The sequence below is a fragment of the Rhizobium sp. P1_E1 genome (genome assembly GCF_056406015.1).
On the sequence record NZ_JBFUAY010000070.1, the window covers coordinates 1 to 14,143 of the forward strand.

The window sequence follows — 14,143 nt, forward strand, 5'->3', positions numbered from 1 at the left end:
AGCTGATCCTGCACGGTCTCGCCGACATCCGGGGCGACCGCGGCGATGTAAACCAGACCAATGACACGCTCGTCGATGCCGGCGGCCGTGATCGTTGCGCCACCGTAGGAATGCCCAACGAGGATGACGGGGCTGCCGACACGATTGAGCGTCCGCTTAACCGTAGCCACGTCCTCCTCGTAGGAGTCCAGGCCGTACTGGACGGCGATGACTTCGTGCCCGTCCGCCTGCAGCGCAGGGATTACTTTGCTGAAGCATGAGCCGTCGGCCCAAATGCCGTGGCAAAAAACGATGGTGGGTATCGATGATGTAGACATTATCCTGTTCCTTCTTGGGTTGGGCAAATAATTCCGTTGGGGGGCAAGCGAGCCAACGGCTTCTTTCGAAGCTTTTGTGACCAGGCGATGTGCGCCAGGTCGAACTTGGTCGAACAGACACAGTCCGCTAAAGAATGGGTCGTCGTTTCGCCGTTGTGGCGAGGTCGTTCCGGAATATGTTGTTTTGAATGATGCTTCGGCTTGGGACCGAATTATCAGTCAAAAGACGCGGCGGCGTTGGCGATGAACTCGGCAACGACTTTCGGTTGTGAAAGCATAGGCAAGTGGCTTGCCTGAACAACCATGATCTCGGCACCCATACGTTCGGCGGAGTCCTGCTGTACCGCGGGCGGCATCGTGTGGTCGAGCGTTGTGACCATGTACCAAGAAGGCTTGGTGTGCCACGCGCTTTTGGAGATCTTCTCTAATTTACTGCGTGTTCCAAGCGGTCCCTGAGTGGCGTAGACGATATCGGCTTCTTCGGTCGGAAGATCCTGGCCCAGGTATTTGCGCACCCCGTCGCGGGTGAGCGTAACATGCGCGTCGCCCCAGGGCCTCAGTTCATTCACAACAGCCGCAGTCGCATAACCGCTCCACCAGTCGTCGACGGACTGGCCACTGTCTGGCGCAGCGCCGGCGATGTAGACGAGGCCCGCAACTCGGCTATGGTTGCCCGCCTCGGTAATGACCGCGCCACCATAAGACTGTCCCACGAGGATGACCGGACCGTCCTGCATTTCAATGGCGCGATGAACAATTGCCACGTCCTCAGAGAACGAGGTCAATGAAAGCTGAACGGCGATTGCATCAATGCTTCGCTCTGACAGTAACGGTATAACTTTATTCCAAGCATTACCGTCGAGGAAATATCCGTGTACAAGAATAACGTTTATAATATTCACGGCCACACCTCCTGCGCTGATGTCGTCTGTTGGCAATACATATGAACTACCTTGGAGATTAGGTCATGGCATTTTATTGCTATATCTGGGATGTTATTGCTTAAGACAGGCCAATGAGACGAAAAATCTGATTTTCGGCTTGATAAGTGTCGAAGTTATCTGACTCTAATGGTAGCTTATTGCTTACTTTGTACATTATTGTCAGATCTCTGACAAATGCCGGCGGCCCTGTGCGCGTGCGTATGCAGCAGGGGTGCTACCGACGACCTTTTTGAAACGGCGGGTCAGGTGGCTTTGATCGACAAACCCAAGCTTATCGGCAATATCGGCCAACGATATTTCGGCTGTCTCGATCAATGACTTCGCTTGCTCAATTCTGCATTGCTCCACGTATCGCGCAGGCGTCATGCCAATCTCAGCTTTAAAAACCCGGATGAAGTGAAAGCGGCTGAGACCGGTCCGCTTCGCGAGCGAGGAGAGGTCAGGAAAGTCGTGCGTTGTCCGCCCAAGATGCTCGATTACCCCTCGGATGGCTTCCCTGTCGCTGATTTCGCCGGTGTGATCGGAGACTGTGTAAACACCATACATTGTAACGAAATGCACGGTCAGCGCTTCAGCAAGGTGACGTAACAGAGGCATCCGCCATTGAAAATCCGGCTTGCGCATCTCCTCGAGGATCGCGCCGCCGATGTACAGTGCAAACAAATCGTTGGCGTGAAGGATAGAGCCCGTCTGATCATCCCTGCCTCGGAGGGGCTCACGTAACCGAGAGCCATCGCTGAGTTGGCCTGGGTCGATACCGATCCGAAGCATTGGCGGGATAGCGCCTCCAAGCCGTGCTGGGCTACCGGCCGGGACGACAATCAGATCCCCTGCTCTGCAAGATACCTCGCGGGACGCTATGTGCGTTTGAAAGCGGAATTGCCTTGATGATCCCAGCGCCACTAACACTGCATGATGATCACAGCCAGGCACAACCAGTTCGACGCCGTGGCTCCCGTCTCTCACATCAAAGTGCAGGCCGCGAGAGGTAGACGACATGCCTGCCGTCGATATGGGCCAGCCGCCGAGCTGGGCTCGGATTTCACCGATACCAGACAGCTCACTCTGGCCCTGAACCTTCATCTCTTTAGCTCCGTATTTAGGCCAGAATTTCCCGGACTTATGCAGCAAATGCCGCAAGACTCCAAGTCAACTAGGGCGTGAACTCATAAAAACGCAGCCATAGGCGGATGGAGGCGGCGGGGTCCGTTCGCCAATGGTTGCATCTCCTGATAAGATCAGCATCACACTTCAGCTTAAGCCCCGATCTGGAGGCCTCGCATGCCCTGCAGCAATGCGCTCGCTCCGTTCGTCATCGCCGCTCTCGTGGCCCTCGGTCCGCCGCCGGCTGGAGCGCAGAACAATGCTGCGCCACCGCCGGCGGCAATCTCCCACAAGGCCAAGCTTTGCCAGATGTGTCACGGTAAGAAAGGTCTGCCGACTGTTAAGAACACGCCGATCATCGCCGGCCAGCACGAGTCCTCTTTGCTGATAGCTTTGCAGGAATATCGCAATGGAGCGCGCACCGACGACCTCATGGGCCGGATCGCGAAGAATCTTTCCGACGACGACATGAAGGCGCTTGCGGCCTACTTCTCCGCACTGCCCTGGCCCGCCTACCGCGAGCCGGCCGACGCAGCGAGCATTACCCGCTTCCAAGCGCTCGACGCCGGGAAGAAGTGCACCTCGTGCCACCGGGAGGGTTTCGTCGGATACGCCAACACTCCGCGCGTCGCAAATCAGAAGCTGGACTACCTGATCAAAACCCTCTCCGACTTTCGCGATAACAAGCGCCCGAACGTGCCCCGCATGACGGCCTTGGTGCGCAATTCTTCGGCCGACGACATCGCTGCCATGGCTCACTATCTTGCCGGCCTCTGACGATCAGTTCGGCGTCGGCGATCCACCGAACAGGGCCGCCGGCGCGATTGCAGTTGGGATCTGCTTGGCATTCATACCCTTAAGATCACCGAGAGCAGCCATCAGTCCTGCAAGGCCCAGTCTGCGACCTGCCAACGCATCTCCCCATGATCAGCAACGACACGACCGAGCCCAGGGAACGGCATGTGCGTGGCGGCGATGAGTGCGCCTTCCGACGCGGCACGCGGAAAGAAGCGATCACGCATGGCTTTCGCAGCGGCACGGTCCTGCTCAAACAGGAAGAACACATCGGTCGCGGCCGGATGCACGACCGGAAAAATCATATCCGAAACCATGATCATGCTCTTCCCGCCATCTTCCACCCGCACGCCGATATGGCCGGGTGTGTGGCCGGTTAAGTCGACGATCGAAACGCCCCGCATGATCTCGCGCTCTCCGTCGATCGCTTGGAGCCTCGGATATAGCCGCACGACCTCCTCCGCCATCCTGAAGCTCGTCTGCAGGTATTCAGGCGCGCCGCTGCGCTTGGCCGGATCGGTCCAGTGAGCGATGTCGCGACGATCGATATAAAGCTCGGCTTCGGGGTAGTTGTTCTTACCTCCCAGAACCAGCCCACCCATGTGGTCTTGGTGCATATGCGTCACGATGACCGCGTCGATCTTGTCGGACTTCAGACCGAGCGCGGCGAGTGCCTGTGGTAACTGTCCGGTCTGCCCGATCGAACCTGCCGCACCGGCATCGATCAGGATGCGGCGCTCGCCATCCTCGACGAGATATTGGTTGAAGAGGAACCGAACCCCACTCGGCCGGGCGGTAAACTGTGCGCTTGCCGCCCTCTCGACCTCGGGCGCTGAGCGCCCCGGAAAGTAGTCATAGGGCATATCGGCATAGCCATCCGTCAGTGCCGTCACGGTGAACCGACCGATGCGGATCTGTGCGAACGGATTCATCGCAACAGGCGCCCCGGCAGCTTCCTGCGTCGCCGCACGGGCGGCGGAGTCGCCGAGCAGCCCTCCACCGAGGAGGCTTCCCCCGATGAGGCCGAGAGGCAAGGCGCCAGCGAAGGCGCGACGTGAAAGTTGAGGCATGACATCTTTCTCCGGATCAGTAGCACGATGGGAGCTACGTCGAGCCCCTTGACGACGCGAATGCTATGACATCCACAATCAACGGGGTATCTTGGCAATGTGGAAACATTCTTCTCATTTTATGGAAGGCTTCGATGGATCGTTTTGACGCGATGGCGGTGCTATTGGCGGTGGTCGACGCCGGCAGTCTTTCTGCCGGGGCACGGCGGCTGAATGCGCCGCTGGCCACGGTCAGCCGGAAAGTGGCCGATCTTGAAAAGCATCTTGGCGTTCGCCTGGTCGTGCGCACCCGCCGCGGCCTCGCCTTGACGGAGGAGGGGCGCGCCTTCGTCGCCGCGTCACGTCGTATTCTCGAGGAACTGGACGCGGCGGAGCGGCAGGCCAGCGGCGATTATGGAGCGCTGCGTGGCGGGCTGCACGTGACCGCGCCGATTGCCTTCGGCGAGCGCCATCTGCTGCCAATTGCGCTCGAATTCCTGAAGGAGCAACCCGATATCAACCTGCGGCTGACCCTGACTGATCGGCAGCTAAGCCTGAGGGATGAGCACGTCGATGTAGCCCTACGGATCGGGCACCTGCCGGACAGCGCGATTATCGCAACACGGGTTGGCGCCGTCCGCCGGGTGATCTGCGCGAGCCCCGACTATCTCGCCCGCCGAGGAGTGCCGCGTCAGCCGGAAGACCTCGCCCCGCATGATGGCATAAGCTTCCAGGGCTTCGCGACCGCCCCGGAATGGCGATACCGCCGGGACGGCGCGGCCTTCGCCGTCGAGCCGCGCCTCAAACTCGCGGTCAACACGACAGAGGCTGCCATTCAGGCTGCGCTGGCCGGTATCGGCATTATTCGCGTGCTTTCTTACCAGATCAACGACCATTTGCGCTCTGGCGCTCTGCGGGAATTGTTGGCGGAGTTCGCACCGGAGCCGCTGCCGGTAAATGTTATTCACGGACCAGCCGATCCGCTGTCGCTGAAGGTGCGGTCCTTCCTTGACTGGATCGGCCCCCGCCTGCGCGCGCGGATGGCAACCTAGCGTCCCGCCTATCAGACGCGTCTCCGTTAATGGCGGTCAGGCTCACTGGGAGTCGATCGTCCTCTGCCGCTCGAGGTCGATCCGACGAACGTGCGATATGTGCTAGGATGCGGCCCGAAGGCGGAATGCGACGGACGCACAGCGAGGGGCGGTGTGATCGCACCGGAATTGGCGCGACCGAGAGCCGACGTTGTGTCTTGAAAGGGGAGATGAGGACGATGCCGACACCAGAGCAACCCAGTCTAATCGTTCGACAGAAATCCCCACAGAATATCGAGTTTCCGTTTGCGTCGCTCTCCGATTGGCTGATCCCGACCGAGCTGTTCTTCGTGCGAAACCATTTCCCGTCGCCGGACCTCGATGCGCGAGACTGGAGATTGCGCGTTGGCGGGGCGGTGGAGCGGCCGATCGAACTTGACCTCGACAGCATCAAGGCGATGCGGAGCACGACTTTCACCGCCGTCGTCGAGTGTGCAGGGAACGGGCGCGTCTACTATGAGCCGCCGAGGGAGGGATTGCAGTGGCAGAACGGAGCCGTCGGCAATGCCGCGTGGACAGGTGTTCTTCTGCGCGACATTTTGGAAATGGCGGGCGTTAAGCGAACCGCATGTGAGGTTCTGCTCGCAGGCGCCGACAGCGGCGTCGTCGACACGAACAAGAAAACAGCTTCTCCCGGCCCCATCGCTTTTGCGCGCAGTCTACCGCTTGAGAAGGCCATGGCTGACAGCACGATCCTTGCCTATTCGATGAACGAGGAGCCGTTGACGCGCGATCACGGCTACCCGCTACGCGCGGTCGTGGGTGGCTGGTTCGGCATGGCTTGGGTCAAGTGGATCACTGATATCACGGTTGTGGAGCAACCATTCCTTGGCTACTGGCAGGCGCGCGACTATTTCCGTTGGGAGCGCAGCCTCGGGGAACCGACGCTGGTCCCCCTTGCGGAGATGGAGGTCAAAGCGCAGATCGCGCGTCCGGTACAGGGGGCGCAGCTCATCGCCGGCCAACCGTACCGGATTTTCGGAGCCGCCTGGAGCGGAGAGGCTGCTATCCGGCAGGTGCAGGTCTGCACCGGAGATGGCAAGGGCTGGCGCGAGGGAAGGCTCCTCGAAACAGAACGTCCCTTTGCATGGCGCTTGTGGGAGTACATGTGGACCCCTGAAGAAGTGGGGCGATATACACTGCGATGTCGCGCGATCGATGGGGCTGGATGCGTGCAGCCCGACCTCCAGCGTTCCGACTGCGAGAGCTACGCGGCCAATTGGATCATTCCGGTGGAGGTTACGGTCGTTTCCAAGCCACAGACGTACGAGGAGGAATTCGTGATCTAATCACCCGCATGGGGCGGAATGGCGGCTTTTGGCGCAACTGCGACCCGCGTTGTCACTGCGTCATGTCCGCTTTGCAGCAACAGCGACGGGTGGCTCGATGACCATTATCAGGCGCAATCCGGCCATGGCGGCTATTGGGCCCAAACCAGTCATCGCGATGCGGCCAGCATGACATCAGCACCATCCATGACATAGGTCGCATAGCGATGGTCGCGGATCAGGCTTATCTTTTGCTCCCGCCATTCGAGCAGCATGAAATAGGAAGGACCGCCCGGCGGTTCGGCTGATACCAGCAATATTTCCCGGCCTTCCAGCCAAGCAGGTTCGATCCTGACCGGTGGATATTCGGCATAAAAGGTGAAAAATCGGCCGACATCGGCCGCACCAGAGATTTCCGGCCGTCGCGCCTGACGAAGCCGAACATCCTCGGCCAGCATGCGACGCAACGCGTCCCAGTCTCGGGCTTTGAAGAGCGCTGCAAAGTTCAGGACCTCGGGACTCGGCGGTGGCGGAACCTCGGACCGCACGTCGGAGATGGCGCGCAATCTCGCCCGACCGCGCGACAGATGGGCCTTGACGGCATCGACACTCAGTTCCAGCAGCGCTGCGATGTCCGCAAGTGACTCTCCCAACACATCCTTGAGGATCACCGCGCTGCGTTGCGGCACCGGCAATTCTGCAAAGTGGCCCAGGGCGACCCGCACCGCGTCCTGCCGGATCAGCGCGTCCTCCGGACCGACGGCGCTGATATCGGCCAGATCGAAAGCCATCTCAAGGGGCTCCGATCGGAGCGTACTGCGCTGGCGCAGGGCATCTATGGCTCGATTGTGGACAATGCGAAATAGCCAGGGTCGCAGCGGCGTGCCCGGCGGGATCGAGCCAGCCGTCGCAAATACCCTGGCAAATGCGTCCTGGATCACATCCTCGCCGTCGATCACCGAACCCACCAGACGAGCAGCATAGCGGTGCAGTTCGGGGCGAAGCGCGTCCGCTTCCCCGGCGAGCGCTGCGAGCAGAGTTTTCCTCTCTTCGTCTTCGAGAGCAGCGTCTTCTGTCATTCGATGACCGTCACACCCGTATCCCCACGCACCGCGTAGACCATGGCCCCGGCGAGGCCCGTCCTGCCGATCAGGTCGGCGACCATATCGCCAAAATCCCGCGGCGTCATGTCCGGCCAGGTGGCGGCATGTTCGGCAAATGTCCGACCCGCCGCCGCGGCATAGGCCGCGATGCCGGTATCACCCACACCGGTTCCTGCGAACATCTGCCGGGGAACGATGACCCGGAAGCGCAGACCCAGGCCGAGTTCCGCCGATAGGCCCTCGGCATATTTTGCAATGAACCACTGCGCGCGCTTGGCTCCCGCATAACCGCCCGATAGCGGCGACCCCTGCACGGCGGCTCCGCTGGAGACCAGGACGACAAGCCCGCCCGGCGTCATCGGCAACGTCAGAGCAGCCTGTACCCAGTGCAGCGCGGCCTTGACGTCCACATTCCAGTTGGTCGTGAATGCCTCCCAGCCAATCCGGTCGATCCGTTCCATGGGCGGTTCCGCACCGGCGTTCATGATGACGAGATCGGGTCGCGTCTGCTCCATGATCCGCCATGCCGCGTCGACATCGGTGGCATCAGCCGATATGGCGGTGACGGCCGGTTGCTCGCCTGGCCCCTGCACGGCAGCCGCGTTTCGGGCGACCACTGTGACTTCGGCCGCGCGAACCGCAAATGCCTCGGCGAGCCCCCTCCCCAAGCCGCGGCTCCCGCCGACAACCACGATTCGCTTTCCTTCCAGATCCATCTCTCAGTCCTCATTTGCGCGGGTCCGACCGCTCGACGACGGTCACAACAACGACGTTCCAACGAGGTGAAAAGAGTCATCGCCATCGCCAACGGCCCCAAATCGGTCATTCCTTCACGCGGGGCCAACGACTGCTCCCGGCGCGGTGCGGACACATGCCCTTGGACTGGCCACTCTCATTTACGGAATTGCATGCAAGCCTACTGTTGCGCCAGATCGCTCTGCAGCCCCGCACGCCTTCCCACAAGCTGGCATTCGCGCTTGATCCCCCGCAGACGGCCTAGCAGCTTTTGGCTGCCGAGGAACGACAACTGATGATCAACCCGCGGGGTTAAGGTCTGAGAACGGCCACACCGGCCCTCGCAGGTCCATTCCATATTCGCCAGGATCAGGCTGGGACCAAGCCACGCACCACACGGAACATCATGGGAAATGATCGGGGTCCATCGGGCAAGCCAACCAGATACCCGGCACGAACATGCTGTTCGATCGAACCGCGGGCGTCGTCCGAAAGTGCCATCAATGTGCTTGTGGTGCTGCCTGGGCCGTCGGTGAACGTAGCCCAATAATCCGCGAAGGACGCATACTCACAATCCACGACAACGGGAATCTCCGTCACGTCGACGAGTCCGATCTTCCGCCACAACGTCGCCTGACCATCAGGCCAGAAGAGCTGGCGCCCCGCCCGCATAGATCTCAGCCTGGCGAAGTCGGTCTCAAGCACGGCGCCGGTGTTAATGACGAGATCGAAGGCGGGCATGCCACCCAAGAACTGAGTAACGGCGGACGCGACCACGCCACCTGGACGGGTCACGCGCTTCATCTCGGCAACGACCTGTTCAATTTCCGGGATAACGTCCAGGGCCAGCGTGGAAACGGCCGCATCGAAAAAGTCAGTGTCGAACCGCATGTGCCGGACATCGCCGTGTTCATAGGCGATATTGGGGTGGGATCGTCGACGGCGGGCTCCTTCCAGGTATCCCTCAGATGCGTCAACACCGATCACATGCGCTCCCGCCTCGGCGAGAGCTTTCGACAACACACCTGTCCCACATGCTACATCGAGCACGCGACTGCCCGGAGCAATATTAGCACAGGCGAGAAATGGGCTTGCCAGATGTTCGCTCCAGCGCCCTATGAATGTCTCGTAGACGTCGGGATCAGCCCAATTATATCGCAGTTCTGCGGCTTCCATGGTTTGCCATCCTCTCTCGATCAAGAATGGACGGTAACACGGCCATTCGGTCGTCGCGCGTATTGCCGTCACACCGGGTAATCCAGCGAAACCTTGTTAACGCTTCTCAAGAAAACATGACACAGCCGGCGCGATGCTGAGATTGATGGACAGCCGGATCGTCTGGATCGCCCTTCAGGGCGGTGAACCCGTGGATAGCGGAATGCGAGAGCCGAGGAGGCTGCTTCCGGGAGGTTTGCTCTCAAGCGTTCTTCCAACCAATCGACGCATGAACGGACCATTTCAATCCGTGGCTACGCTTATGCCGTTGCGTCCAGATTTTCTTCCCGGACCTGTAGGATGCGGTCGACCAAACCCCATTCCAGAGCTTCCTCTGCGGTCATGAAACGGTCGCGGTCCATCGCACGTTCGAATTCCTCATAGGTGCGTCCGCAATGCTCGGCATAGAGGCGCGTCATCCGGTCCTTGGTCCGCCTGATTTCCTCGGCATGGATGAGCATGTCCGATGCCTGTCCCTGAAAGCCACCGGATGGCTGATGGACGAGGATGCTTGCATTGGGCAGTGTTGCCCGCTGTCCGGGTTCACCCGCCATCAGCAGGAACGATCCCATCGAGCGGGCTGTCCCCATGCAAAGCGTATGCACCGGAGCGCGGATGTAACGCATGGTGTCATACATGGCGAGGCCGCTCGTCACCATGCCGCCGGGGGAATTGATATAGAGGCTGATTGGCTTCTTGGGGTTTTCCGCTTCGAGGAACAACAATTGTGCGCAGACCAGCGCAGACACGGTGTCGTTCACTTCGCCATTCAAAAAGATGATCCTTTCACGAAGCAGGCGGGAATAGATGTCGAAAGATCGCTCCCCTCTGCTTGATTGCTCTACCACCATAGGGACGAGTTGCATCGCTTCGCGCATCGGCGAACTCCAATCTTCCAGAATTTAAAGGGAAGCTCGCCGCGTCAGGCGGCGAGCATGAGGGGCAGGCTATTATTGTTTGCGGCGGTGTCGGTCATCCGATCGAAGCTGACGTCCGCAAGCTGGTGAATGATCCGCAGCTTGGTTCCGCCGGTGTCGTTGGGGGTAATCCGAAAGATGACCACACTTTCAAGGAACGGCGGTTCGCTTTCGCGCATCCGGTAGCGGACCTCTTGCCCCGGCGTCAGAGACGCAGCCTCCGGATCGGCCAATGCCTCTTTCGGCAGCCAGTTCTCTCGGAACTCCGGAATGCTTATCGCGCGCCAGACCTTGTGCGGCGGCTCGTCGATTTCGTACTCAAGCTCGATGCCCCTGTCGTGATCGTCGGTCTTGCTCTCGTTCATTGATCCATATCCTTCAGCAGAGCTTTGAGGGCGTCGATGCGCGCGGGCCAGTAGGCGCGATACTTCGCCAGCCATCCGGCAATGAGTGCCAAGCCTTCTGGATCGACCTCGTAGTTCACAAAGCGCCCCTGTCGTTCCTCCCGCACCAGTCTCGCGCTCCGCAGAACCGAAAGGTGTTGGGACATGGCAGGCTGACTGATCTTCATGCCATCGCGCAAAGCGCTGGCATTCATGCTTCCGGTCGCCAGCTTCTCAAAGATCGCGCAGCGGGTGGGATCAGCCAAAGCCTTGAAGATGTCGTTCTCTATCATGCCAACACATAAGCACATACTTATGCGATCCGCAAGGCGTCTCCGCCCATTTCCAGCTTAAAGTGCCGCCGGAAACGCGGCGCCTGCCGGGCTTGCAGCAGCCGACGGCACCACGATGCCCGGATGACGGTGCCGTCCTAAACAGTGCGCAGACAAGGGCTTGGCCCCCGGATCGGACCCATGGGGTGCCGGTTCGTTTAATCTTGTCTCACAGCGAGCTCCATGCCTCCCGCGTGGGGGGATCAAGCGCGAATGCCAGCTTGTGGGAAGGGGTGCGGGGCTGCAGAGCGATCTGGCGCAATAGTAGGCTTGCATGCAATTCCGTAAATGAGAGTGGCCAGTCCAAGGGCATGTCCGCACAGCGCCGGGAGCAGTCGTTAGCCCGCGTGAAGGAATGACCGATTTGGGGCCGAGAGCGGACCGTCTGCACTCAGTTGAGTGCAGCCAAATGGGCCCGAGTATTCGTAAAAAGACTGAATTCTAAGAATACGCTATTCTATGGTCATGCCCCGATTCTCAATTCCCTCTAAACTTGCAGATGATCCAGAGCTTATCGCTCTGCATCGCCAAATGCTAATTGAGGAGATTGATCGAACGCTTTCTCTGGCAGAAGTACGATCGCTACCATTCGATGAGTTGTTGAACTGCATCGAACGCCTGCCGGACATTATCAACTCTGCGGAAATCGTCTTTCGTGTATGTGAATATGATCCTTCACTCAACCAAGCGTATTCCCTTGCGGAGTCTGTTCGGCGATTGGCAGAGACCGTCGATGGATTACCCAGTCGCCGCAAACCAACCTACGACAGAGYGATTATGCGGATTTTGTCACGGCTTCCTGCAGAAGCTGCATGGCCGGTTGCCGATCCTTGGCTTGAGCACAAGAGAAAATTCAGGAGAGAAACAGCCTACGCGATTCTTCKCAAAACAGGAATCGATGAGAAGGCTGGCTCGCGTTTACTCGAGGTTTTCGAAAATACGGGTGATCAAACGGCACTAGAGTTGATAGCCCGAAACCCATCGGCCACGAGGGCCTTGGATATTAGGCAGGTCTTGCCGCTGTTCGAAGATGAGTATTGGCGAATGCGTCTAGTCGAAGCCGTATTGATGGACGACGAGCCTAGGGCCTTGATGTTGGCGACAAATTTTCCCCGCGAATTTACGCATGCTGTTGGACGTCAAAAACAAAAGAGGCTCGTGCCGAACCTGAGAAATCTTTTCGACTTACAATCTGAAAATCTGGATTTCCTTTCAATATACGCCTGGGCGCTCGGTCAGGTTGGAGCGTTGGACGAAATTGGCAGGCTTCGAGGGCATATCGAGCGAATGAAACGTTTCGCTTAGTCAATAGTGTCAGCTTTCGGGATCTCATCGAGAACTGACGAACGTCCGATTTGATGCGCAAAGCAGCCTTATCCTTCGACAACGAAAAAAATCCGCTTAGGGCTGAAGGCGGACCGACAGCTTTCGCCTACGAGGCGCAGGCAATTCTCCAGGGTTTAAACTGGGTCGACCCGGTCGAACGTCGGCGTGCCTATGACGAGCAGGGACGGACCCGATTTGACGATACGCTCGATCCATACGCCCCTGAGCAGATCGCGCAGGAGCGCTACCGGAATCGGCGGACCGCCTAACCGGCCTAAGTTTCAACCTTCCTTGCACGTCGCAAGGAGGGCGAAGTCGCCTGCTGCTACAGCCTGCACGAGCGCGGTTGGTCGACAGGGTCGGCGGGCGTCTGGTGTAACCGCCCTTGACTTCTGCATGTCGCGTTCCGCCGCTGCGCCCTATCCAGGACGCCGCATACCGGTAAGGTTTGTGGCACTTTTTACACATAACCAGTCGCGGGTCGGTGTCCCGCCCGTGGGGATAGTCTTCCTCCGGGTGCGAACAGGCGTGCCACGTCAGCCTCACTTTCGCGGTTGATCCAGGCGTTGTCCGGACGTCAACGCCGCTGGTACAGGATACGGCCGTGCCCTTTTCGCAAGACAAGTGTCGGTATCGGCTTTGCCTACTCGTCTTTACCAAGTGGCTCCATTCGACGGGCCAGGGCGCAGAACGACAGGAGGGCGAAATGAACAGGACAAGGGTTCGGTTGGAAGACCGGGGGCTGGTCGAATGCCCACGATGGCATGACGGCGAGCTGTGGTTCGCGGATTGGACAAGCGGCGAAATTCTCGCCTTGAGCGAGCACGGAACTGTCAGAGTGGCGACAACCGCGAAAGCCCCGCCCCTGTCATTCGACTTCGGACCACAGGGCGACATGTACGTCATCGCGTCTGGGGCATCGCACTTGCTGCGGTTCAACGGCTCCGGACTGGAAGAGTTCGCCGAGTTGGGAGCGAATGGCTGGAACGAGATCGTGATCGATCCGCACGGCCGTATCTACGTCAACGGACCCGCGATCCTGCTGATACATCCAGACGGGACGGTCGAAACACAAGCGGAAGGCTTTCAGTTTCCGAACGGAATGGCTCTCTCTGCGGACGGGCGCACACTGGTTTGCGCCGAAAGCTGGGCGAAACGGCTGACATCGTTTGACGTCGCCGCCGACGGGCGACTTTCGCATCGAAGGGTTTGGGCCGATCTTCCCGGGTGGCCCGATGGCATATGCTTCGACGCTGAAGGGGCGATCTGGTACGCCGACGTACCCAATGCCTGCTGCTGCAGGGTTCGTGAAGGCGGCGCGCTCCTCGATGACGTGAAGCTCGATCGCGGCGCCTTCGCCTGCATGCTGGGTGGACCTGATCGAACCACCCTCTACATAACTGCCGCCAGATGGTTCGGGATGGACAAGATGGACCAGATGGGCGGAACTGGCCAGCTGTTGTCCGTCGAGGTCGAGACGGCCGGGGCGGGTTGGCCTCACGGCTAGGTCAGCGACCCGCTTCGAAAAGCACGGCGAAAACTCCCGTTGAACTTTCCGGGATCG

General features: G+C 59.5%; 16 protein-coding genes. 6 read left to right on the plus strand and 10 right to left on the minus strand.

The window, feature by feature from the left end:
• From AC1D1Z_RS21455 to AC1D1Z_RS21465, 3 genes are all read right to left on the minus strand, one after another.
• Positions 1-317: alpha/beta fold hydrolase (locus AC1D1Z_RS21455; protein ID WP_477851649.1), on the minus strand; the 317-nt coding region annotated here is incomplete at its 3' end.
• A gap of 215 nt (positions 318-532) precedes the next feature.
• Positions 533-1,219, minus strand: coding sequence for an alpha/beta fold hydrolase (locus tag AC1D1Z_RS21460; protein ID WP_282682797.1), 687 nt, complete (start codon positions 1,217-1,219; stop codon positions 533-535).
• A 201-nt stretch (positions 1,220-1,420) separates the two neighbouring features.
• Complete coding sequence (locus AC1D1Z_RS21465; RefSeq protein WP_477851650.1) at positions 1,421-2,344, minus strand: helix-turn-helix transcriptional regulator; 924 nt, start codon at positions 2,342-2,344, stop codon at positions 1,421-1,423.
• 198 nt (positions 2,345-2,542) lie between these two features.
• Here AC1D1Z_RS21465 and AC1D1Z_RS21470 point away from each other — a divergent pair, with 198 nt between their 5' ends.
• Positions 2,543-3,142 carry a c-type cytochrome gene (locus AC1D1Z_RS21470; protein ID WP_446947700.1) on the plus strand — a complete coding sequence of 200 codons (600 nt, stop codon included), beginning with the start codon at positions 2,543-2,545 and terminating at the stop codon, positions 3,140-3,142.
• A gap of 101 nt (positions 3,143-3,243) precedes the next feature.
• Here the strand turns inward: AC1D1Z_RS21470 and AC1D1Z_RS21475 are convergent, their stop codons facing one another.
• Positions 3,244-4,230 (minus strand): MBL fold metallo-hydrolase, encoded by a 987-nt coding sequence (locus AC1D1Z_RS21475; protein WP_477851651.1) that lies wholly within the window; start codon positions 4,228-4,230, stop codon positions 3,244-3,246.
• Positions 4,231-4,364: 134 nt separating this feature from the next.
• Between AC1D1Z_RS21475 and AC1D1Z_RS21480 the strand changes: the two genes are divergently transcribed.
• Together AC1D1Z_RS21480 and AC1D1Z_RS21485 are read left to right on the plus strand one after the other, a co-directional pair.
• A complete protein-coding gene (locus AC1D1Z_RS21480) occupies positions 4,365-5,261 on the plus strand; it encodes a LysR family transcriptional regulator (RefSeq protein ID WP_018449581.1) in 897 nt (298 codons plus the stop codon).
• Positions 5,262-5,479: 218 nt separating this feature from the next.
• Positions 5,480-6,589: a sulfite oxidase gene (locus AC1D1Z_RS21485; protein WP_028734449.1), complete on the plus strand. Its 1,110-nt coding sequence runs from the start codon at positions 5,480-5,482 to the stop codon at positions 6,587-6,589.
• Positions 6,590-6,738: 149 nt separating this feature from the next.
• Here AC1D1Z_RS21485 and AC1D1Z_RS21490 read toward each other — a convergent pair whose 3' ends face one another.
• The 6 genes from AC1D1Z_RS21490 to AC1D1Z_RS21515 all read right to left on the minus strand — a co-directional run bounded on the left by AC1D1Z_RS21490 (position 6,739) and on the right by AC1D1Z_RS21515 (position 11,214).
• Positions 6,739-7,647: an RNA polymerase sigma factor gene (locus tag AC1D1Z_RS21490; RefSeq protein ID WP_446947698.1), complete on the minus strand. Its 909-nt coding sequence runs from the start codon at positions 7,645-7,647 to the stop codon at positions 6,739-6,741.
• Positions 7,644-8,387, minus strand: a complete 744-nt coding sequence (locus tag AC1D1Z_RS21495; protein ID WP_028734451.1) for an SDR family NAD(P)-dependent oxidoreductase — start codon at positions 8,385-8,387, stop codon at positions 7,644-7,646. Before AC1D1Z_RS21495 ends, AC1D1Z_RS21490 begins: the two co-directional genes overlap by 4 nt.
• A gap of 388 nt (positions 8,388-8,775) precedes the next feature.
• Positions 8,776-9,582, minus strand: a complete 807-nt coding sequence (locus AC1D1Z_RS21500) for a class I SAM-dependent methyltransferase (RefSeq protein WP_446947697.1) — start codon at positions 9,580-9,582, stop codon at positions 8,776-8,778.
• Between the two features lie 299 nt (positions 9,583-9,881).
• Entirely contained in the window at positions 9,882-10,499 is a 618-nt protein-coding gene (locus AC1D1Z_RS21505; protein WP_018449585.1) for an ATP-dependent Clp protease proteolytic subunit, read from the minus strand.
• A gap of 44 nt (positions 10,500-10,543) precedes the next feature.
• The gene (locus tag AC1D1Z_RS21510) at positions 10,544-10,903 is read right to left on the minus strand and encodes an SRPBCC family protein (RefSeq protein ID WP_477851652.1); all 360 of its coding nucleotides are present in this window, start codon (positions 10,901-10,903) and stop codon (positions 10,544-10,546) included.
• Positions 10,900-11,214 carry an ArsR/SmtB family transcription factor gene (locus tag AC1D1Z_RS21515; RefSeq protein ID WP_026188300.1) on the minus strand — a complete coding sequence of 105 codons (315 nt, stop codon included), beginning with the start codon at positions 11,212-11,214 and terminating at the stop codon, positions 10,900-10,902. The genes AC1D1Z_RS21510 and AC1D1Z_RS21515 overlap by 4 nt, the downstream gene beginning before the upstream one ends.
• 498 nt (positions 11,215-11,712) lie before the next feature.
• Here AC1D1Z_RS21515 and AC1D1Z_RS21520 point away from each other — a divergent pair, with 498 nt between their 5' ends.
• The 3 genes from AC1D1Z_RS21520 to AC1D1Z_RS21530 all read left to right on the plus strand — a co-directional run bounded on the left by AC1D1Z_RS21520 (position 11,713) and on the right by AC1D1Z_RS21530 (position 14,086).
• The gene (locus AC1D1Z_RS21520; RefSeq protein WP_477851653.1) at positions 11,713-12,558 is read left to right on the plus strand and encodes a hypothetical protein; all 846 of its coding nucleotides are present in this window, start codon (positions 11,713-11,715) and stop codon (positions 12,556-12,558) included.
• Between the two features lie 53 nt (positions 12,559-12,611).
• Positions 12,612-12,848: a hypothetical protein gene (locus tag AC1D1Z_RS21525; protein ID WP_446948220.1), complete on the plus strand. Its 237-nt coding sequence runs from the start codon at positions 12,612-12,614 to the stop codon at positions 12,846-12,848.
• A gap of 437 nt (positions 12,849-13,285) precedes the next feature.
• A complete protein-coding gene (locus AC1D1Z_RS21530) occupies positions 13,286-14,086 on the plus strand; it encodes an SMP-30/gluconolactonase/LRE family protein (protein WP_446947695.1) in 801 nt (266 codons plus the stop codon).
• Positions 14,087-14,143 lie beyond the last annotated feature (57 nt).

What these genes read in the sequence shown, in the direction of transcription:
- AC1D1Z_RS21525 (WP_446948220.1), top strand. Translation starts at nt 12,612, where the DNA reads ATGCGCAAAGCAGCCTTATCCTTCGACAACGAAAAAAATCCGCTTAGG.
- AC1D1Z_RS21475 (WP_477851651.1), bottom strand. Translation starts at nt 4,230, where the DNA reads ATGCCTCAACTTTCACGTCGCGCCTTCGCTGGCGCCTTGCCTCTCGGC.
- AC1D1Z_RS21510 (WP_477851652.1), bottom strand. Translation starts at nt 10,903, where the DNA reads ATGAACGAGAGCAAGACCGACGATCACGACAGGGGCATCGAGCTTGAG.
- AC1D1Z_RS21515 (WP_026188300.1), bottom strand. Translation starts at nt 11,214, where the DNA reads ATGATAGAGAACGACATCTTCAAGGCTTTGGCTGATCCCACCCGCTGC.
- AC1D1Z_RS21500 (WP_446947697.1), bottom strand. Translation starts at nt 9,582, where the DNA reads ATGGAAGCCGCAGAACTGCGATATAATTGGGCTGATCCCGACGTCTAC.
- AC1D1Z_RS21465 (WP_477851650.1), bottom strand. Translation starts at nt 2,344, where the DNA reads ATGAAGGTTCAGGGCCAGAGTGAGCTGTCTGGTATCGGTGAAATCCGA.
- AC1D1Z_RS21530 (WP_446947695.1), top strand. Translation starts at nt 13,286, where the DNA reads ATGAACAGGACAAGGGTTCGGTTGGAAGACCGGGGGCTGGTCGAATGC.
- AC1D1Z_RS21495 (WP_028734451.1), bottom strand. Translation starts at nt 8,387, where the DNA reads ATGGATCTGGAAGGAAAGCGAATCGTGGTTGTCGGCGGGAGCCGCGGC.
- AC1D1Z_RS21485 (WP_028734449.1), top strand. Translation starts at nt 5,480, where the DNA reads ATGCCGACACCAGAGCAACCCAGTCTAATCGTTCGACAGAAATCCCCA.
- AC1D1Z_RS21505 (WP_018449585.1), bottom strand. Translation starts at nt 10,499, where the DNA reads ATGCGCGAAGCGATGCAACTCGTCCCTATGGTGGTAGAGCAATCAAGC.
- AC1D1Z_RS21490 (WP_446947698.1), bottom strand. Translation starts at nt 7,647, where the DNA reads ATGACAGAAGACGCTGCTCTCGAAGACGAAGAGAGGAAAACTCTGCTC.
- AC1D1Z_RS21480 (WP_018449581.1), top strand. Translation starts at nt 4,365, where the DNA reads ATGGATCGTTTTGACGCGATGGCGGTGCTATTGGCGGTGGTCGACGCC.
- AC1D1Z_RS21470 (WP_446947700.1), top strand. Translation starts at nt 2,543, where the DNA reads ATGCCCTGCAGCAATGCGCTCGCTCCGTTCGTCATCGCCGCTCTCGTG.